Origin of the sequence: Nocardioides turkmenicus (assembly GCF_011045035.1) — a bacterium.
Classification (GTDB): Bacteria; Actinomycetota; Actinomycetes; order Propionibacteriales; family Nocardioidaceae; genus Nocardioides; species Nocardioides turkmenicus.
This window is the reverse complement of the sequence record NZ_JAALAA010000001.1, coordinates 44,561-63,347: the sequence shown is the minus strand read 5'-3', so window position 1 is coordinate 63,347 and position 18,787 is coordinate 44,561. Positions and strand designations below refer to the sequence as shown.

Sequence of the window (18,787 nt, the reverse complement as noted above, 5' to 3'; positions counted from 1 at the left end):
CGGCGCCCTCAGCCCCGCTGCCGGGTCACGACCGGCTCCGCGACCAGCCCGAACGCCCGCAGCTGGCCGAGGAGTTCGCGGTGACCGAAGGCCTGGCAGCCCGAGGCGAACCCCACCCGTCGGGGCGGCTGCTGCAGCAGCGAGTAGGCGACGTACGCCTGCAGCAGCCCGGTCTGCTTGTAGTTCTGGTTGCCGTGGATGACACAGTGCGCGCGGCCCAGCGGGCCAGAGGCGTGCACCGAGTCGAGCGACTTGTTGAGCCGCGGGTTCTCGCGCGGCGGCATCTGGTTCATCACCTGGGCCGCGGTGGCGGTCAGTGCCTCGTCACGCTGCTCGGCGTCCATGTCCTTGGTCGCCTCCAGCGCGCCGGCGACGATCTGCGGGACCCCGTTCATCAGCGCGGCGTTGAAGACGCCGCCTTGGGCCTTGCAGGTGGCCACCTTGGGATCGCGGCGGTACCAGACCGGGTGCGAGGTGCCGCCCCAGGGAAGCGAGAGCGCGAGCTCGTGCTGGCCCGGGACGACGAGCGGGACCAGCCCGGCGGTCGGGTCGAACTCGACGTACGCGTTCTGCTCCAGGTAGTGAGCCTTCGAGGTGGCGGCGTTGACCAGGATCGTGCGGGTCGAGGCGATCGTGGGGGAGCCACCCCAGAAGACCGCGATGTCGAGGGTGTCGAGGCCGGGCTGCTCGAGGCAGATCTCGGCGGCGATCTCCCCGGTGGTGTACATCTGCGCGATGCCCGGCGCGAGCAGCAGCCCCTTCTCCGCATAACCGGCGCCGTACGTCTCTTCGCAGGTGATCAGCCAGTCCTGCTCGCCGGTGGTGTCGGTGTAGTGGACCCCGGCGGCCAGGGCCGCCTCCACGACCTCGGGACCGTACTTCGAGAACGGGCCGACGGTGTTGAGGACGACGCGCGCGCCGGTGAGCAGCTCGGTGAGCGCCTCAACGGTGTGTTCGACCTCGGCGACCTCGTAGTCGGCCGTCTCGATGCCGGGCACGTGGGAGGTCATCGAGTCGACGAGCTTGTCCTTGGAGCGGCCGGCGGCGACGAACGGCACCCCGAGCTCACGCAGGTATTCGCAGACCAGCCGGCCGGTGTAGCCGGAGGCGCCGTAGACGACGACGGGCTTGTTGTCGCTCATGGTCACATCCCCATTCCACCGTCGACCGGGAGGCCGACGCCGTTGACGAAGGCCGCCTGGTCGGAGGCCAGGAAGACGACCGCATTGGCCATGTCCTCGACGGTGCCGAGGCGTCCCGACGGGGTCAGCTCGACCACACCGCCGACGGCGGCCTCCGGGGACTCGAAGAGACCGAGCTGGGCGACGTCGTTGGCCAGCCCGGCACCCATCTCGGTCGGCACCAGGCCGGGGTAGATGCAGTTGACGCGTACGCCGTAGCCGAGCTTGCCGCTCTCCATCGCCGCCACCCGGGTCAGCCGGTCGACGGCGCTCTTGGTGGCGGAGTAGACCGAGATGCCCGGGAAGGCGATCGTGGCGGCGACCGAGGCGACGTTGACGATCACGCCGCCCTTGCCGGAAGCGCCGTCGGGCCGCATCGTGCGGAGCCCGTGCTTGAGGCCGAGGGCGGTGCCGAGCACGTTGACCTCGAGCATCTTCTTCACGTCGGCGGCGTCGAGCTCGGTGACGAGGCTGGTGATCTCGATCCCGGCGTTGTTGACCAGGATGTCGAGCCCGCCGAGGCTGTCGACCGCGGCGGTCACTCCGGCCTCCCACGAGGCGTCGTCGGTGACGTCGAGGTGCACGAAGGTGCCGCCGATGGACTCGGCCACCTTCACGCCCTGGTCGTCCTTCAGGTCGGCGACGGCGACGGTGGCGCCGGCGGCGGCGAGCGCGCGGGCCATCCCCTCGCCCAGGCCTTGGGCACCGCCGGTGACGAGCGCTGTGCGTCCGCTCAGATCGGTCATCTGTGACTCCTTCGTCGCTTTGGTGTCGCTGTGATCAGGATCACAGGCAATCGCGAATCTTGACGACTGTCAAGAGTTTTCTTGACGATTGACCAAAAAAGGTCGACGCCGCATCGAAAGATGGCTGCGAGGGGGTATCGTTGCGGCACATGACCCAGGTCGCCGCTCACAAGGCGTCTCGCCGCACGCCCGCCGACAAGCACGACGCGCGCCGCAAGGCGCTCGCCGAGTCAGCGCTGCGCACCTTGGGGGAGCTGGGCTACGCGCGCTCGAGCCTGCGCGAGATCGCCAACAACTCCGAGTTCAGCCACGGCGTCGTGCACTACTACTTCAGCGACAAGCTGGAGCTGATCGTCTACTGCGTGCGCTACTACAAGGAGACCTGCGTCCACCGCTACGACGGCGTGGTGGCCGAGGCGACCTCGCCCGAGGACCTCGCCGAGCGGTTCGGCGACAAGCTGGTCGAGACGATCGTCGAGGAAGCGCCGATGCACCGGCTCTGGTACGACCTGCGCTCGCAGTCGATGTTCGAGGAGAGCCTGCGCGAAGCCGTCACCCAGATCGACCAGAGCCTGGAGGACATGATCGGGCGGATCGTGGACCGCTACGCCACGCTCGCCGACACCGAGCCGGCCCTCCCCACGCACGTGGCCTACGGGATGTTCGACGGCATCTTCCAGCAGGCCCTGCTAGGCCATCTCAACGGTCGCGACGGCGCCCTGGAGGACCTGCGCGCGCAGGTCGTCGGGCTGATGCCGATGCTGCTCACGCCCAAGGCGTAGCGCTCACACCACCATCGCGACCACGGCCGCGGCGGCGAGGACCGTCGCGGCGATGCGCGCCCTCCCGATCGGCTCGCGCAGCACCAGCGCCGCCGACAGCGCGACCCAGATCAGGCTCGAGCTGCGCACCGCGGCCACCAGCGAGACCGGGGCGTGCAGCGTGGCGTACAGGCTGAGGACGTACGAGGCGGGGATCAGCACCGCGAGCACGGCCACGGTGCGGGCGTGGATCCTGAGCTGGCGCAGGCCCTCGGCGTACTTCCCCCGCACGATCACGCTCCACAGCACCACCTGGATGACGGTGCCGACGGCGTAATAGGCGATCGGGTCGAGGCCGCGCTCCACGACCACCCAGCCGTCGTAGGTCGTGTAGCCGGCGATCGAGGCGGCGATGCAGGCCGACCACAGCAGCGGCTTCGCCTGCAGCGAGCCGCGGGTGCGGACGGTCTCGAACAGCAGAGCTCCGACCGCCGCCGCCATCAGGAGTACGCCACCCCACTGCGCCCAGCTCAGCCACTGCCCGAGCACGACCATGCCGGTGAGCGCCACGACCACCGGTGCCAGGCCGCGGGAGAGCGGGTAGATCTGGCTGACGTCGAAGTCCTGGTAGGCGATCTGGACCAGCCCCATCGTCAGCGCGTGCATCGCGGTGCTGCCGAGCGAGAGCAGGAGGAGCTCGCCGGTGACCGTGATGCCGTGGCCGCGCACGATCATCACCACCGCGGTGACGGTGACGACCAGGCAGCTCTCCACGATCGCGACCGCCCACAGCGCCGGTCGTCCCGCCGGGGCGATGGTCTTCGACGCGGTGTTCCAGGCGGCGTGGGCGACCGCCGAGCCCAGGGCGAGAGTGACTCCGAGCAGCAGCATCCGGGTGAGCCTACGGCGTCGCTGCGCGCTTTGTGACCGAACTCCTCCTAGGCTGGGCCACCCCCGACTCCACGACACCGAGGACTTCTGTGATGGACCCCGTCGACCTGGCCCTGATGCTGCTCCGCCTCGCCGTGGGCGGCACGATGATCGCCCACGGCGTCAACCACTGGCGCGGAGGCGGCAAGATCGCCGGCACGGCCGGCTGGTTCGAGAGCCTCGGCCTGCGTCACGGCACCCTGCAGGCCTGGGCGAGCGTGGTGACCGAGATCGGCGCCGGCGTGCTGCTGATCCTGGGCCTGATCACGCCGCTCGCCGCTGCCGGGGTGGTCGGCGTCATGCTCGTCGCCGCCCTGCTCGCGCACCGCCCCAACGGGTTCTTCGTCTTCAAGGAGGGCTGGGAGTACGTCATGATCCTGGCAGTCGTCGCGGTCGTGCTCGGCGTCACCGGGCCCGGCACGATCTCGCTCGACTCCGCCCTCGGCATCGTCTACGACGGCTGGGTCGGCGGCGCGGTCGCGCTCGGCGCGGGCGTGCTCGGCACCGCCCTCCTCCTCGCCGCGTTCTGGCGGCCGGCGCGTCCGGAGGCGCCGGCCGCTGCTGCGGACGACGACTAACGCCGCGAGCGCACCCCCAGCCGCGCGGTCTCGCCGGTGGCGTCGCGCTCCAGCTCGGCGATGAGGGTGCGGGCGTCGTAGCGGCCCTCGTGGCGGTGCGTTCCGACGAAGAACGTCGGGGTGCCGCGGGCGCCGCTGTCGTTGGCCGAGGCCATGTCCTCGCGGACGTGCTCGGCCAGCGCCGGGTCCTCCAAGTCGCGCAGGAACTGCTCGACGTCGAGCCCGAGGACGCCGGCGTAGCCGGCGAGATCCTTGTGCTCGAGCTGGTTCTGGTGCTCGAAGAGGTGCTTGTGCATCTCCCAGAACCGGCCCTGCCGGCCGGCGGCCTCGGCGGCGACAGCGGCCAGCTCGGCATGCGGGTGCTGGGGGAGGGGGAGGTGGCGTACGACGTAGCGGATGCGGGAGCCGAAGTAGTCGCGGACCTCGTTGGCGGTGCCGGTGGCACGGGCGCAGAAGGGGCACTCGTAGTCGAGATACTCGACCAGGGTGACCTCTGCATCGACGTCGCCGTAGATGTGGTCGCGCTCCGGGTCGACCGGAGGAGTGAGGAGCTTCGGCAACGCGGCGTCACGCTGGCCGAGGAAGCGCGCGGCGACCTGGAAGATCACCCAGCCGAGCACCGAGGCGAGGACGACGGAGAGCAGCACGCCGACGATCGCGTCGCGCTGGAGCGTCTCGGAGTCGAAGGCGAGGGTGGCGATCAGCAGCGCGACCGTGAAGCCGATACCGGACAGCGCGGCGCCACCGAGGACATGGCCGCCGCCGACACCCTGGGGCAGTCGGCCGAGGCGCAGCCGCGTGGCGGCGTACGCTGCGCCGCCGATGCCGAGGGTCTTGCCCAGGACGAGGCCGGCGACGACACCCCAGGTGACCGGCGAGCGCAGCGCTTCGCCGAGCACCCCGTCGCGCAGGTCGACTCCGGCGTTGGCGAGCGCGAAGACCGGCACGATCAGATAGCTCGTCGGCACGTGCAGCGTCTCCTGGAGCCGCTCGTTGACCGAGATCGTGCGGGTCAGCTCGTCGCGGGTCTCGCGCTGCAGGGTGGGCAGCGGCGACTGCCGGAACGCCCGGAACCGCGAGGTCGCGACCTCCATCTGCGCCCGGGTCGGCTCCGCCGCCGGGACCAGCAGCCCGGCCAGCATGCCCGCGATGGAGGCGTGCAGACCTGCCCCGAGGGTCGCCACCCAGGCGATCAGGACGAGCAGCACGTAGGGCCCGGCGCGCCACACCTTCATCCGGTCGAGCACGAAGATCCCGACCAGGGCCAGTCCCGCGACCAGCAGCGGTGCGACCTCGAGATGCTCGGTGTAGGCGACCCCGATGACGCTCACCGCGACGATGTCGTCGATGACGGTCAGGGTGAGCAGGAAGATGCGCAGCTGCGTCGAGACCGCCGGCCCGACCAGGGCCAGCATGCCGAGCAGGAACGCGGTGTCGGTGCCGATCACGATGCCCCAGCCGTGGGCCGCCTCACCCGACGGGTTCAGCAGCAGGTAGATCAGCGCGGGCAGGGCGAGCCCGCCCGCTCCGGCGATCAGCGGCACCACCATGCGGCGGCGGTCGGTGAGCTCGCCGACGGCGAGCTCGCGGCGTACCTCCAGGCCGACGACGAAGAAGAAGACCACCATCAGGCCGTCGTTGACCCAGTGGTGCAGGTCCATCGAGAGTCCGACGTCCCCGAGCCGCACCGACAGCACGGTCTCCCACAGGTGCTCGTAGCCGTGCGACCACGGCGAGTTGGCCCAGGCCAGCGCGAGCAGCGACGCGATCACCAGCAGCGTCGCGCTCGTCGACTCCAGATGCATGAAGTGCCGCAGTGTCGCGCCGAGCTGTCCGGTCAGGTCCTCGTCACGCCGGCACTGCGTCTGCTGTTTCCCCACGGAACAAGCGTAGGCGTCGAGAGGGGTGCTGAGTGGGGGTGCCCACGAGAGAGTCGCCACAGGGGCAGAACGAATATCCAACAGATGCGTGACCTGTCATCCACATCGTCGTTAGCCACCGTGACGGCAGGTAACAGCCGGACGACAGCGTCGACACAGATGGCGCAACCCGGCTCCCGGCCGTTCATGGGGGCTTCCGGTGCATGCGTCCGGGTGTGGATGGACGCAAACGCGCACCTCGTGGACATAGCCCAAGCTAACTATGTCCAATAGGCCTTAAGGCTCATATTTTGTAGAGGATAAAGTCCTTTCAAGTCTTCCTTGAAAGTCCGGAGGGGAGTTAGATGGGCAACATGACAACTAGGCGCTCTCGGCCCGGCCGCCCTAGGCATGTTCCCGATTCAGGTACGACCTCACCGCGCGACCAGATCCTGGATGCCGCCTCGCGGCTGTTCGTCTCCCAGGGTTTCGCGGCGACGTCTACCCGCGAGATCGCCGACATGGTCGGCATCCGCCAGGCATCGCTCTACTACCACTTCGCGGGGAAGGACGAGATCCTCGGCGAGCTGCTCCGCCGGTCGGTCCGCCCGACCACGGACAAGGTGGAGAAGATCCTCAACCGCGTGCCACCGCTCGACTTCGAGACCGCGCTCTACCTGCTGGTCCTCGTCGACGTACGCACCCTGGCCGACGTGCCGCACAACGTCGGCATGCTCTACCAGCTGCCCGACGTGGCCAAGTGCGAGGTCTACGACGAGTTCCGCAACGAGCACGCCGAGCTGGCCGCGCACTACGCGGACCTGGCCAGCGAGGTCGCCTCGAAGACGGTGCGCGCGACGGTCAGCCGCAAGCAGCTGGGTGACCTGCTCATCCAGCAGGTCGAGGGCGTGATCAACATGCGCACCGAGGACCCGGACCGCAGGATCCCGTGCCGCGAGGCGTGGGCCATCGCCGCGACCTGCCTGCGGATCTGCGACGTGCCGCAGGAGAAGATCGACGCGGCCGCCCCGATCGCCATCGACCTGCTCCCGCAGTTCATCGACGACAAGGTGGTCGAGCCGGCCTGAGCCGGCCTCACCGCCGAAACCCGGTGGACTCGGGTGCGGAGGTAGGTTTCGATGTGGGCATGGCCCTCTTCGTCTCGCACACGACCATCGACTGCCACGACGCGTACACACTGTCGGAGTGGTGGAAGACCCTGCTCGGCTACGTCGATGTGGAGGGCGACCCGAACCTCCCCGGTCACGAGGAGTGCATGATCCTCGATCCGGAGACCGGCCACCGGCTGCTGTTCATCGAGGTGCCTGACGACCCACTGCCCGCCAAGCGCATCCACCTCGACCTGCGGCCGCGCACCGGCACGCGCGACGACGAGGTCGAGCGCGTGCTCGGTCTGGGTGCGACGCAGGTCGCCGACCACCGCGGGAAGTACGGCCCCGGGACCGGCTGGGTGATCTTCGCCGATCCCGAGGGCAACCAGTTCTGCGTGCTGCGCTCCGAGGCCGAGGTGGCCGCGCAGGAGGCGCAGGCGTCAGGGTCGTAGGCGCAGCAGCTCGAACATGCTGGAGAAGCCCTGGTCGCCGTGGCCCTGGGCGATCCGGCGGTCCATGAGCGACTTCACCTCCCGCATCCGGACGGTCTCGACGCCGGTCGACTCCCGGTGCCCGATCAGGTCGTCCATCAGCGCGGCCTGCACGTCGAGCGAGCCGAGGTCCGGCCCGTACGTCCCGCTCTTGATCGCGCCGGCCATCATCCTCAGCAGCCCGGCGTAGCCGTTCAGGGAACCGGCGAGCCGGTCGGTGAACGCCTCCAGGTCCATGCCCTCCGCCTCGACCAGGCTGAGGGTGTGCAGGTAGCCGATCAGGAACTCGTAGCCCATCGCGACCTGGGCGTTGAACTCGACGGCCGCGAACCCGGAGTCGGGTCCGTGGTAGGTGAGCGAGCCGAGCTCGGTGAGCACCGGCTCGACGGCCTCGAAGGCGTCGCGGTCACCGCTGAAGGCCAGCGAGATCCTGGACGTGCCCACGTCGGGCGGGTCTCCCATGACCTTCCCGTCGACGTACGCCGCTCCGTGCTCGGTCGCCCAGGCCTCATTGGCCCGCGCCTGTGCCGGCGAGCCGCTGGTCAGGCTGACCAGGGTGCGGCCCGAGGCGGCATCGCCGACGGACTCCAGGACGTCCTCGACCGCGGTGTTGTCCAGCAGGCTGAGGACCGTCACCGGACTCGCTGCCACGGCCTTCGCCGCAGTGGAGGCGACGGCCGCGCCGGCGTCGGCGAGCGCCTCTGCCTTGTCCGCCGTCCGGTTCCAGACCGTGGTCCGGTAGCCGCGCTCGAGATATGCCCGTGCGACCGCCGATCCCATGTTGCCCATCCCGATCACGGTGACGGCGGGTCGCTCGTTGGTGTCCGTCATGGTCTCAACTCCATCTCTCGTGGTGTGTAACCATCGTGAAAGATGAAGTTGACTTGAGGTCAAGGGAGTTCGGCGGTGCGGCTCAGCCCGTCGCGACCGGAACGTCGTGATTGCTCCACTGGCTCCACGACCCCGGGAAGAGGGCGGCGTCGTAGCCCGCGATCGCCAGCGCGGCGACCTCGTGGGCAGCGGTGACCCCGGATCCGCAGTAGACGGCCACGGGGGAGCCGGGCTCGACCCCGAGCGCGTCGAAGCGGGCGCGGAGCTCCTTCACCGGCAGGAAGCGGCCGTCGGCGGCCAGGTTGTCGACGGTGGGGGCGGAGACCGCGCCGGGGATGTGCCCGGCCTTCGGGTCGACGGGCTCGACCTCGCCGCGGTAGCGCTCGCCGGCGCGGGCGTCGAGCAGCAGGCCGTCGTACGCCTCGACGTGCTCGAACGGCAGCACGGGCAGGTGGCCGGGAGTGAGGGTCACCGTGCCGGGATCGGGCACGACGTCGGCGGTGGTCAGCGGGTGTCCCGCGGAGGTCCAGGCGCCGAGGGCGCCGTCGAGGAGACGTACGTCGGCGATGCCTGCCCAGCGCAGCAGCCACCAGGCCCGGGAGGCCGAGGTGTTGCCGACGGCGTCGTAGACCACCACGCTGTCACCCTCGGAGATGCCCCAGCGGCGGGCGGCGGCCTGCAGGTCGGCGAGCTCGGGGAGCGGGTGGCGTCCGTCGGTGGGCTCGCCATGGCCGGCGAGCTCGGTGTCGAGGTCGACGTAGACGGCACCGGGGATGTGGCCCTCGAGATAGGACTCGTGTCCGGGCGGGCCGCCGAGCTGCCAGCGTACGTCGAGGAGGACGGGCGGCTCGCTGGAGGCGAGCGCGGTCGCGAGGTCGTCGGCGCTGATGAGTACGTTCACGGGTTCGATTCTTCCAGGAACGAGGTCATGTGCTGGCCCATCCGGCGGCCTCGGCGCTCAGGTGTCGGCAGACGTGGGCGACGGCCGGCGACGGGTCGGTCCCGGTGACCAGCCAGAGCGTGTTGAGCGGACCGAGCCGGGGCTGGTGGAGGCGTACGACCGTGCCGTCGGCGAGCGCGCCGTCGACCAGATAGCGGGGCAGGACCGAGGCGCCGATCCCGGCCACGACGGCACGGAGGATGCCACGCAGGTCGGGCATGACCAGCGCGGTGCGGTTGGCGGGGCGCTCGTCGAACTCGGTGAGCCAATAGCGCCTGATGATCGGGAGCTCGGGGGAGTAGGCGGCCAGCGGCACGCCCGCGAGCGCCTGCACCGGGTCCTGCGCCAGGTCGGCCGGATCGACCTGTGCCGCGAGCGCCGGCGTCGCGACCAGGAGGAACTCCTCGTCCACCAGCGCGGTCGACCGCAGCCGCTCGTCGCCGGGGCGTACGGAGGAGACGACCATGTCGAGACGTTCGGCCGCGAGGTCGTCGAGAAGGTCTCGGGCGAGGCCGGTGGCCACCGACAGGTCGAGCCCGTCGCGCACCAGAGGCGCCAGGGCGGGCACGACGCGGGTGGACATCACGTCGGCCGCGCCGCCGATCCGGATGTTCGCGGGTCCGATCGGGGGCGCGGCGCCGACCGCGCCACGCAGCTGGTCGACCAGCGGGGTGATCCGAGCGGCGAGTGCGTCGGCCCGGCCGGTCGGCACCAGTCCGGTGCGGGAGCGCTCGAACAGGGTCGCGCCGATCTCGTGCTCGAGCTTGCGGATCCGCGCGGTCACAGCTGGCTGAGAGAGATCGAGGCGCCGGGCCGCGGCGCTGATCGACCGCTCCCGGTAGGCGTGCGCGAACGCTTCCCACAGATCGAGCGAGGTCATAGAAATCATTATGACCGGTCGGGTCCGTTAGGGAGTGAAGCGGCAGCGGATCGTCGTTAGGTCATCACCAAACCGCAACAAGGAGGAACTACTCGTGACACGCGTACTGATGGTCGTCTCGGCGGCCGACACCCTCGTCCTCGCCGACGGCAGCGAGCACCCCACCGGCTACTGGGCCGAGGAGGTCGCCGCCTCGCACGAGACGCTCGCCGGAGCGGGCGTCGAGATCGACATCGCCACCCCGGGCGGTCGGAAGCCGACCGTCGACGCGCTCTCGCTCAGCGAGCAGGGCGGCGTCCAGCCCGAGGACGCCGAGCGCTTCCGTGCCTACCTCGCGACGCTCGAGGACCAGCTCGCGAACCCGCTCGCCCTCGCCGACATCGACCCGTCGGCGTACGACGCCGTCTACATCCCCGGCGGCCACGCCCCTATGACGGACCTCGTCGAGGACCCGGCGCTCGCCGCGGTCCTGACCGGCACCGACTCCGCCGGCCGACCGGTCGTGGCGCTGTGCCACGGTGTCGCCGGTCTCCTCGCCGCCACCGGTGACGGCGGCTGGCTCTTCGGTGGCCGCCGGATGACCGGCTTCACCGACACCGAGGAGCAGCAGGGCGGCTACGGCGACAGCATCCCGTTCTCCGTCGAGCAGCGCATGCGCGCCGCCGGCGGGATCGTCGAGACCGGTGAGCCGTGGAGCGACACCGTCGTCGTCGACGGCACGCTGATCACCGGCCAGAACCCGCAGTCCAGCGTCTCCACCGCGAAGGCGCTCCTGGAGCGGCTCGGCTGATCGCCTCTCGCACCACGGAAGCGGCCCGGCGGCTGCGCGCGACCTTCTCGCTGCGCAGCCCCGGGCCGCCGTCGTCGCATCAGGAGGCGACTTCGCCGTCGGTGTCGAAGTCGGCCTCGATGATGGAGCGCTCGAGCTTGCTGAGCAGTCGGGCGAGCTCGTCACGCTCCTCCCGGGTGAGGTGGTGGAGGAGCGCGTTCTCCGCACGCAGATGGTCCTCGATGGCCCGGTTGATCAGCTCGAGGCCCTTGTCGGTGAGCTGGGAGTAGACGACGCGGCGGTCCTCGGCGTCGCGCTGTCGGGTGATGAGCCCCGCGGCCTCGAGACGGTCGAGCCGGAAGGTCACCCCGGCTGAGGAGAGCAGCGAGCCGCTCGCGAGGTCACGGCCGGCCTTGCGGTAGGGCGCGCCGGCACGGCGCAGCGCGGCCAGGACGTCGAACGAGGCGGAGTTGAGGTCGTGGCGGCCGAAGACCTGGGTCAGGACCGACTGGTAGCGCAGATAGATCCGGTGGACCCTCCCGAACAGCGCGATGGGAGAGGGGTCGAGGTCGGGGCGCTCGTGTGTCCACTGGGAGACGATCGCGTCGACCGCGTCATCGCCACCCGAGGGCTGATTGACGCTGGAACCGGTGTGACTCATGGTCGCAGTGTACGAGCCGACTCGGGCTCCGCGAGACAGGAAGTTAACACGAAGGGGGTTGACGCCGGTTCGTGACGCAGCGCACACTCTTAGGACTTAATGATTAAGCACTTAGGAATTACCGCCTGTCGAGTGCTGTGAACCGAAAGTTCCCCTCACATGGTCAATATCACCCCGGTGCCGCCGGCTGTCACGGCGGAGCAGATCAGTGCCAGGCTCGAGCGGCTCCCGCTCTCACGCTGGCACGTCAAGACCCGCGTGCTCGTCGGCGTGGCCACGTTCTTCGACGGTTTCGACCAGCTGATGATCGCCTACGCGCTGCCCGTGCTCATCCCGTTCTTCGGCCTGAATCCGGGCATGATCGCCTGGACGATCGCGGTGGGCGGCATCGGTATGCTGCTCGGCGCGCTCGCCGGCGGCTGGGCCGCGGACCGCGTCGGCCGGGTCCCGGTACTCATCGGATCGCTGGTGCTGTATGCGGTCACCAGCCTGCTGATGGCGGGCACCTCGACGCTCTGGCTCTTCCTGGTGCTGCGGTTCATCCAGGGGTTCGGCCTCGGTGCCGAGGTGCCTGTTGCCGCGACGTACATCGGCGAGATCACCCGCGCCCATCGGCGCGGACGCTTCGTGCTGCTCTACGAGCTGATCTTCCCGGCCGGCCTGGTCGCCTCCGCGCTGGTCGCGGCGTGGGTCGTGCCCACGCTCGGCTGGCGCTGGCTCTTCGCGCTCGGCGCCATCCCGCTGGTCCTGGTGCCGTTCCTGCGCCGCGTCCCCGAGTCGCCCCGCTGGCTCGCCGCCCACGGCCGCCTCGAGGAGGCCGACCGGGCCACCCGCCGGATCGAGGAGCAGGTCGCGGCCCAGAAGGGCGAGCTCCCGGATCCCGTGCTCAGCGAGGCGAAGGCGGTCAAGCAGGGCCGCGTACGCGTCACCGAGCTGTTCCAGGGCGTCTACCTGCGGCGCACCCTGATGCTCGCGGCGGCCTGGCTGACGGCGTACTTCGTGAACTACGGCATCGCCGCCTGGCTGCCCACGCTCTATGGCCGGGTCTTCCATCTCGATGTCGACACCGCGCTGCGCTACAGCGTCGCGACCAGCATCGCCGGCATCGTCGGCTGCGTCGTCATCGCGCTGACCATCGACCTGATCGGGCGCCGGGTCGCGATCACGGCCGCGATGCTCGGCAGTGCCGCGACGCTGTTCGTCCTCGCCTCGACGGGAGCGACCAGCGCCGGCTCCGTGCTCCTCTGGTCGGCACTGTCCGCGATGTGCATCTTCGCCGTGAACCTGGCGCTGTACGTCTACACCGCCGAGCTCTACCCGACCCGGATGCGCGCCCTTGGGTGCAGCGTCGGCGGCGCCTTCGGTCGCCTCGGCATCATCATCGGCCCACTCGTCGTCGGTGGCTTGATCGACCGCGGCTTCTCGATCGCCGACGTGTTCGTCGTGATGGGGGCCGTCGCGGTGATCGGCGCGCTCACCACGGTCGTGTTCGCGGTCGAGACCCGGGAGCGTACGTTGGAGGAGATCTCCCAGTGAGCGCCTCCGACGTTGCGGTGGACACGGTCGTCCCGGCCGACGAGGTCCTGGTCGCGGGGGAGTGGCGCCGCGGTGGCGGGACCGGATCGGAGAGCATCGACCCGGCCGACGGCAGCGTGATCACGACGGTGCACCACGCCTCCGAGGCCGACGTCGACGAGGCCGTCGCCGGGGGTGCGGAGGCTGCTGCCGAGTGGGGCCGGCGGCTGCCGCACGAGCGAGCGCGCCACCTGCACTGGATCGCCGACGGGATCGAGGCCTCGGCCGAGCGGCTCGCCCGGCTGCAGACCCGCGACACCGGCAAGACGCTCAAGGAGACCTCCGCCCTGGTGGCGAGCGCCGCGGGCACATTCCGCTACATGGCTGCCGCGCTAGAGACTTTCGACGAGGAGCTCACGACGCAGCGGGGCCCTTCGCTCACGATGAGCGTGCACGAGCCGATCGGCGTCATCGGTGCGATCACTCCGTGGAACTCGCCGATCGCCAGCGACGCCCAGAAGATCGCGCCCGCCCTCGCAGCGGGCAACGCCGTCGTGCTCAAGCCGGCCGAATGGACGCCGCTGGTCTCGCTCGCGCTGGGTCGCATCATCACGGACTCCGGGCTCCCGCCCGGCCTGGTCTCGGTGCTGCCCGGCAGGGGATCGGTCGTCGGGGACGCCATCGTGCGCCATCCCGGCGTCGGCAAGGTCTCCTTCACCGGAGGCACCACGACCGGTCGCCTGATCGCACACGCCGCCGCCGACAAGCTGATGCCGGTGACGCTCGAGCTGGGCGGCAAGTCCCCGACCATCGTGTTCGAGGACGCCGACGTCGAGGCCGCGATCGCGGGGGTCCTGTTCGGTATCTACTCCAGCTCGGGGCAGAGCTGCATCGCCGGCTCCCGGCTCTTCCTCCCGTCGGCCCGCGCCGAGGAGTTCCTTGAGCGCCTGGTCAAGGCGGTCGCCCGGCTGCGCGTCGGCCACGGGCTCGACCCGGACACCCAGGTGGCACCGCTGGTCCACCACCGTCACCGCGACAGCGTCGCGGGCCACGTCGACCGCGCCCGCGCGGCCGGCGGGGAGGTGCTGGTCGGCGGTGCGGTGCCCGAGGGTGACGCGTACGACGCCGGTGCCTACTACCTGCCGACCGTCATCGCCGGCCTGGACAACTCCTCGCCGACCTGCCAGGAGGAGATCTTCGGGCCGGTGTTGTCGGTGCTCACCTATGACGACGAGGACGACCTGGTCGCGCGTGCCAACGACTCGGTCTACGGGCTGGCGTGCGGCCTCTGGACCCGTGACTACCGCACGGCCTGGCGGGTGGCCCGCCGGATCGACGCCGGCACGGTGTGGATCAACACCTACAAGCAGTTCAGCATCTCCACGCCGTTCAGCGGCATGAAGGAGAGCGGTCTCGGCATCGAGAAGGGCCGTCGAGGGATCGCGGAGTACACGCGCCAGAAGAGCCTCTACTGGGGACTCGACGAGGCGCCACACCCCTGGGCCGGCTGACCCGGCGCCCCTGAAGGGGAGCGCGAGGTGATCTGGGCCACGGTTCCTCTTGACATGAAAAAGCCTAAGTACTTAAATATTAACCACTAAGAGAAAGGAGTCGGGATGTCGATCGCCACACTGCACTCGTTGCGCAGCGTCCAGCTGCAGGTGCCGACCCTCACCGAGTCGACGGACTTCTACTCCGAGGTCTGGGGCCTCTCGGTCGTCGAGCAGGACCATGACGACACCTGGCTGCGAGGCACGGGGGAGAACCACCACGTCCTGCAGTTGACCCGCGCGGAGCGCAACGGTCTCGGCGCCATCTCGTTCGCGGTGCGTACGCCCGCCGAGGTCGACGAGGCCGCCCGCCGGCTCGCTCTGCGCGGCATCCCGATGCTCACCGAGCCAGGTGCCCTGGACCAAGCGGGCGGCGGCTACGGCATCCGCTTCGCCGACCCGGAGGGCCGTGTGATCGAGCTCGTCGCCGACGTCCATGCCGTCAAGCCGCTCGACCGGGACCGGCCGGTCCCGATCGGCGTGACGCACGTCGTGCTCAACACCATCGACATCGACCGCGCGGTCGCGTTCTACACCGACGTCCTCGGGATGCGAGTCTCGGACTGGTCCGAGCACCAGATGGCGTTCCTGCGCTGCAACACCGACCACCACAGCATCGCCTTCAACCAGGCGGCCTGGACCTCGGTCAACCACGTCGCCTACGAGATGCCGAGCATGAACCACTTCATGCGGGGCATCGGCTCGCTCAAGCAGCAGGGGGTCACCCCGCTGTGGGGCCCCGGCCGTCACGGTCCGGGCAACAACACCTTCTCCTACTTCGCCGATCCCGCCGGGCTGGTGTGCGAGTACACCTCGGACGTCGCCCAGGTCGTCGAGGACCAGTGGCTGTGCAAGGTGTGGCGCCGGGTCCCTGAGCTCTCCGATCTGTGGGGCACCGCGGGCCCGCCGTCCAAGGACGTACGCCGCCACATGGCCGGTATCGAGGACGCGGGAGTGTTCGCCGACCGTCCCGAGCTGGCCGCCGCGTACGTCTCGATGCAGGGCCGCGACCTGATGGAGGTGGCCCGATGACGAAGGTCAGCATCATCGGCGCGGGCGCCATCGGTCGTCCCGTGATCGAGGCTTTGGTGGGCGGTGCGGTCGAGGACGTCGAGGTCGTCGGGGTCGTCAACGACACCCCGGTCGGCGAGTGTCCGGTGCCGCAGATCCGGCTCGCCAAGGCGATCGAGAGCAGCGATGTGATCGTCGAGTGCGCCGGCCAAGCGGTCGTCTCCCGGCACGGAGCCGAGATCCTCGAGGCCGGTCGTCACCTGCTGATCACCTCGGCGGGAGCGCTGGCCGACCAAGAGCTGGTTGCCCGGCTCCGGGCTACCGGACCGGGGCGGATGTTCATCACCTCCGGCGCCATCGGCGGCATTGACCTGCTGGTCAGCGCCGCCAGCCACGGTGCAGTCCACCGTGCCTCGGTGACCACCACCAAGCTGCCCGCGACCCTGCTGCAGCCATGGATGGACGACGAGACTCAGGCACGGGTCCGTGCAACCACCCAGCCGACGACCATCTTCGAGGGCTCCGCGGCCGAGGCGGCGCGTTACTTCCCGCGTTCGCTCAACGTCGCGGCCACCGTCGGGCTGGCGGTGGGCGACCTGGAGCTGGTCGAGGTCCGGCTCGTCGCCGACCCCGCCGCGGAGCTGACCAGCCATGTCATCGAGGCCGACGCGGACGCCGGCAGCTACCGGTTCGAGATCCGCAACCACCCCTCGGCCGCCAACCCGCGTACGAGCGGCGTCGTCTCACGAGCCGTCGTCCGGTCCCTGTCCATGCTCGTCGGCCGCCCGGTCGGCGCGGTCAGCATCATCTGAGGCCGCGATGACGACCACCACGCTCCGTACGACCGGGGTCCACGTCGAGGACACCGGCACCGGCCCGACGATCCTGTGCCTGCACGGCATCGGGTCCAGCTCGGCCTCGTTCGCGCCGCAGATCGCTGCGCTGGCGGGCGAGTTCCGGCTGCTGGCCTGGGACGCCCCCGGCTATGCCCGCTCCGCCGTCCCCGAGGCCGAGCTCGACCTCGACGGTTTCGCCGACGCGGCGGCCGCCGTCATCGAGGAGTACGCAGAGGCCGGCCCGGTCCACGTCCTGGGGGTCTCCTGGGGCGGGGTCATCGCGGTCCGGCTCGCCTCCCGCCACCCCGAGCTGGTCCGAAGCCTCGTGCTCGCCGACGCGAGCCGCGGCTCCGGCACCTCTGCGGAGAAGGCCGCGGCGATGCGCACGCGTGCCGCCGAGCTGGGCTCGGCCGGCAGCGCTGCCTTTGCCGGCGGCCGCGGGCCGCGGCTCGTCAGCTCCGATGCCCCGGGTGAGCTGGTCGACCGGGTCGTCGCCACGATGCGCGACTCGATCCGGCTCCCGGGCTACGGCCTCGCCGCCGAGTCGATGGCCGCCACCGACCTGACGCCCGAGCTCGCCGCCATCGACACTCCGACGCTCGTGCTGTGCGGCGACCAGGACCAGGTCACCGGGATCACCGAGTCCCAGGCGCTCGCCGGCGGTATCCCCGACGCCGTCCTGGTGACCCTGCGCGGCGCCGGCCACCTGGCCAACCAGGAGTCGCCCGAGGCGTTCAACGCCTGGCTCTCCTCCTTCGTCGGGATCGTCGAACGCCTCTACGGCTGACGTCCCCGACCCCCGATTCCGACCCGAGAACGAACCACCGCAAGAGAGGAACGACCCATGTCGATCACCCAGCAACCCCTCACGTACGAGACGGCCGAGAGCCTGGAGGAGTTCACCGACTCCATCATCCTGACCCGCGCCTCGCGCCACGAGGACTGGGACACCCTGGGCTTCCAGGCCAAGGCCGGCGACCAGTTCAAGCGCGCCCAGATCCGCTACGTCGGCTCCGGCGCGACCGGCAACCACGAGAACGACAACCGCACCATCAAGTCGCAGGGCTTCACCTTCTCCAACATGCTGCTGCCCCCGGGGGCGGAGGGCCCCGAGCACACCCACCACGACGCCGAGGAGGCCTTCTTCGTCCTCGAGGGGGAGGTCGAGGTCGGCGTGCACCGCGACGGCCAGGTGGTCAAGCGCACCCTCGGCTACCGCGACATGATCGTGGTGCCGGCCGGCGTGCCGCGGAGCCTGAAGAACAACGGCGAGGTCGACGCACTTTTCTGCGTGATCATCGGCGCCCAGAAGCCGCAGGTCCCGACGTACCCGGAGACCTCCGCGATGCACGGCGTCACCCGGGACTGACCGATGAGCTTCGACGGTGCACCGGTCCTGGTCACGGGCGCGGGTCGCGGCCTCGGGCTGGCGATCTCCCGGCGCCTGGCCCGGGCCGGTGCCCGGGTCTGGCTCGCGGACATCCGCGAGGACTGGCTGGAGACGGCCGGAGCCGCGCTCCGCGAGGAGGGCCACGACGTCTCGACCGTCCCGGTCGACGTCACCGACCACGCCTCGGTGCGGGCGATGGTGAAGGAGACCGGGCCGGTCTACGGGCTGGTCAACAACGCCGCCCGCGCCGACGGGGTCGGCGGCAAGCCGGTCCACGAGATCGACCCGGCCGAGTGGGACTCGCTGATGGCGGTCAACCTGCGCGGCCCGTGGCTGGTCAGCCGGGAGGTCGTCCCGGGGATGATCGAGGCGGGCCGTGGCCGGGTCCTCAACATCGGCTCGGACTCGGCGCTCTACGGCTCCGCCAACCTCGCGCACTACATCGCCTCCAAGGGCGGCCTCGCCGCGCTGACCCGGGCGATGGCGCGTGACCTCGGCCCGCACGGGATCACCGTCAACACCCTGGCGGCCGGTCTCACCACCACCGAGGCTGCGCAGCAGATCCCCGAGCACCGCCACCAGCTCTACCGCGACAACCGGGCGCTGACCCGGGACCAGGAGCCCGCCGACGTCGTCGGGGCCGCGGCCTTCCTGCTCGGCCCCGAGGCCGCCTACATCACCGGACAGCAACTCGTCGTCGACGGCGGCTTCGTCTTCCACTGACGGTTTCACTGACAGGACCAGGA

Annotated in this window: 20 protein-coding genes; 12 read left to right on the top strand and 8 right to left on the bottom strand. The window is 70.4% G+C overall.

All coding sequences use genetic code 11. From position 1 onward, the window contains the following. Nucleotides 1-8: 8 nt before the first annotated feature. Nucleotides 9-1,142: a DUF5938 domain-containing protein gene (locus G5C66_RS00350; protein WP_165108600.1), complete on the bottom strand. Its 1,134-nt coding sequence runs from the start codon at nucleotides 1,140-1,142 to the stop codon at nucleotides 9-11. 2 nt (nucleotides 1,143-1,144) lie between these two features. Beyond that, nucleotides 1,145-1,927, bottom strand: coding sequence for an SDR family NAD(P)-dependent oxidoreductase (locus tag G5C66_RS00345; RefSeq protein WP_165108598.1), 783 nt, complete (start codon nucleotides 1,925-1,927; stop codon nucleotides 1,145-1,147). 149 nt (nucleotides 1,928-2,076) lie between these two features. Here G5C66_RS00345 and G5C66_RS00340 point away from each other — a divergent pair, with 149 nt between their 5' ends. After that, nucleotides 2,077-2,709: a TetR/AcrR family transcriptional regulator gene (locus tag G5C66_RS00340; RefSeq protein ID WP_165108596.1), complete on the top strand. Its 633-nt coding sequence runs from the start codon at nucleotides 2,077-2,079 to the stop codon at nucleotides 2,707-2,709. A 3-nt stretch (nucleotides 2,710-2,712) separates the two neighbouring features. Here G5C66_RS00340 and G5C66_RS00335 read toward each other — a convergent pair whose 3' ends face one another. After that, entirely contained in the window at nucleotides 2,713-3,579 is an 867-nt protein-coding gene (locus G5C66_RS00335) for a hypothetical protein (RefSeq protein ID WP_165108594.1), read from the bottom strand. Between the two features lie 92 nt (nucleotides 3,580-3,671). On the opposite strand from G5C66_RS00335, the gene G5C66_RS00330 reads away from it, so the two are divergent. Beyond that, on the top strand, nucleotides 3,672-4,196 hold the full coding sequence (locus G5C66_RS00330; RefSeq protein ID WP_165108592.1) for a DoxX family protein: 525 nt from the start codon (nucleotides 3,672-3,674) through the stop codon (nucleotides 4,194-4,196). Here G5C66_RS00330 and nhaA read toward each other — a convergent pair. Next, nucleotides 4,193-6,076: a Na+/H+ antiporter NhaA gene (gene nhaA / locus G5C66_RS00325; RefSeq protein WP_338144019.1), complete on the bottom strand. Its 1,884-nt coding sequence runs from the start codon at nucleotides 6,074-6,076 to the stop codon at nucleotides 4,193-4,195. The genes G5C66_RS00330 and nhaA overlap by 4 nt on opposite strands. Nucleotides 6,077-6,429: 353 nt before the next feature. Between nhaA and G5C66_RS00320 the strand changes: the two genes are divergently transcribed. Then, nucleotides 6,430-7,143, top strand: a complete 714-nt coding sequence (locus G5C66_RS00320) for a TetR family transcriptional regulator (protein ID WP_165108590.1) — start codon at nucleotides 6,430-6,432, stop codon at nucleotides 7,141-7,143. Nucleotides 7,144-7,202: 59 nt separating this feature from the next. Then, nucleotides 7,203-7,619, top strand: a complete 417-nt coding sequence (locus G5C66_RS00315; RefSeq protein ID WP_165108588.1) for a VOC family protein — start codon at nucleotides 7,203-7,205, stop codon at nucleotides 7,617-7,619. Here the strand turns inward: G5C66_RS00315 and G5C66_RS00310 are convergent. From G5C66_RS00310 to G5C66_RS00300, 3 genes are all read right to left on the bottom strand, one after another. Further along, nucleotides 7,608-8,489 carry an NAD(P)-dependent oxidoreductase gene (locus G5C66_RS00310; protein ID WP_165108586.1) on the bottom strand — a complete coding sequence of 294 codons (882 nt, stop codon included), beginning with the start codon at nucleotides 8,487-8,489 and terminating at the stop codon, nucleotides 7,608-7,610. The genes G5C66_RS00315 and G5C66_RS00310 overlap by 12 nt on opposite strands. Before the next feature lie 82 nt (nucleotides 8,490-8,571). Beyond that, nucleotides 8,572-9,390: a rhodanese-like domain-containing protein gene (locus G5C66_RS00305; protein WP_165108584.1), complete on the bottom strand. Its 819-nt coding sequence runs from the start codon at nucleotides 9,388-9,390 to the stop codon at nucleotides 8,572-8,574. A 25-nt stretch (nucleotides 9,391-9,415) separates the two neighbouring features. Beyond that, complete coding sequence (locus G5C66_RS00300) at nucleotides 9,416-10,309, bottom strand: LysR family transcriptional regulator (RefSeq protein WP_165108582.1); 894 nt, start codon at nucleotides 10,307-10,309, stop codon at nucleotides 9,416-9,418. 94 nt (nucleotides 10,310-10,403) lie between these two features. On the opposite strand from G5C66_RS00300, the gene G5C66_RS00295 reads away from it, so the two are divergent. Further along, a complete protein-coding gene (locus tag G5C66_RS00295; RefSeq protein WP_165108580.1) occupies nucleotides 10,404-11,099 on the top strand; it encodes a DJ-1/PfpI family protein in 696 nt (231 codons plus the stop codon). Nucleotides 11,100-11,178: 79 nt separating this feature from the next. Here G5C66_RS00295 and G5C66_RS26315 read toward each other — a convergent pair whose 3' ends face one another. Then, nucleotides 11,179-11,739: a MarR family transcriptional regulator gene (locus G5C66_RS26315; RefSeq protein ID WP_165108578.1), complete on the bottom strand. Its 561-nt coding sequence runs from the start codon at nucleotides 11,737-11,739 to the stop codon at nucleotides 11,179-11,181. A 159-nt stretch (nucleotides 11,740-11,898) separates the two neighbouring features. On the opposite strand from G5C66_RS26315, the gene G5C66_RS00285 reads away from it, so the two are divergent. From G5C66_RS00285 to G5C66_RS00255, 7 genes are all read left to right on the top strand, one after another. After that, nucleotides 11,899-13,275 (top strand): MFS transporter, encoded by a 1,377-nt coding sequence (locus G5C66_RS00285; RefSeq protein ID WP_165108576.1) that lies wholly within the window; start codon nucleotides 11,899-11,901, stop codon nucleotides 13,273-13,275. Beyond that, nucleotides 13,272-14,765, top strand: a complete 1,494-nt coding sequence (locus G5C66_RS00280; RefSeq protein ID WP_338144018.1) for an aldehyde dehydrogenase — start codon at nucleotides 13,272-13,274, stop codon at nucleotides 14,763-14,765. Before G5C66_RS00285 ends, G5C66_RS00280 begins: the two co-directional genes overlap by 4 nt. Before the next feature lie 105 nt (nucleotides 14,766-14,870). Continuing rightward, nucleotides 14,871-15,836 (top strand): VOC family protein, encoded by a 966-nt coding sequence (locus G5C66_RS00275; RefSeq protein WP_165108574.1) that lies wholly within the window; start codon nucleotides 14,871-14,873, stop codon nucleotides 15,834-15,836. Then, nucleotides 15,833-16,627, top strand: a complete 795-nt coding sequence (locus G5C66_RS00270) for an aspartate dehydrogenase domain-containing protein (protein ID WP_165108572.1) — start codon at nucleotides 15,833-15,835, stop codon at nucleotides 16,625-16,627. Before G5C66_RS00275 ends, G5C66_RS00270 begins: the two co-directional genes overlap by 4 nt. 7 nt (nucleotides 16,628-16,634) lie before the next feature. Beyond that, nucleotides 16,635-17,438, top strand: coding sequence for an alpha/beta fold hydrolase (locus tag G5C66_RS00265; RefSeq protein ID WP_165108570.1), 804 nt, complete (start codon nucleotides 16,635-16,637; stop codon nucleotides 17,436-17,438). Nucleotides 17,439-17,495: 57 nt separating this feature from the next. Next, the gene (locus G5C66_RS00260) at nucleotides 17,496-18,020 is read left to right on the top strand and encodes a cupin domain-containing protein (protein WP_165108568.1); all 525 of its coding nucleotides are present in this window, start codon (nucleotides 17,496-17,498) and stop codon (nucleotides 18,018-18,020) included. Nucleotides 18,021-18,023: 3 nt separating this feature from the next. Beyond that, nucleotides 18,024-18,764 carry a 3-oxoacyl-ACP reductase family protein gene (locus tag G5C66_RS00255; RefSeq protein WP_165108566.1) on the top strand — a complete coding sequence of 247 codons (741 nt, stop codon included), beginning with the start codon at nucleotides 18,024-18,026 and terminating at the stop codon, nucleotides 18,762-18,764. The last annotated feature ends 23 nt before the right edge of the window (nucleotides 18,765-18,787 follow it).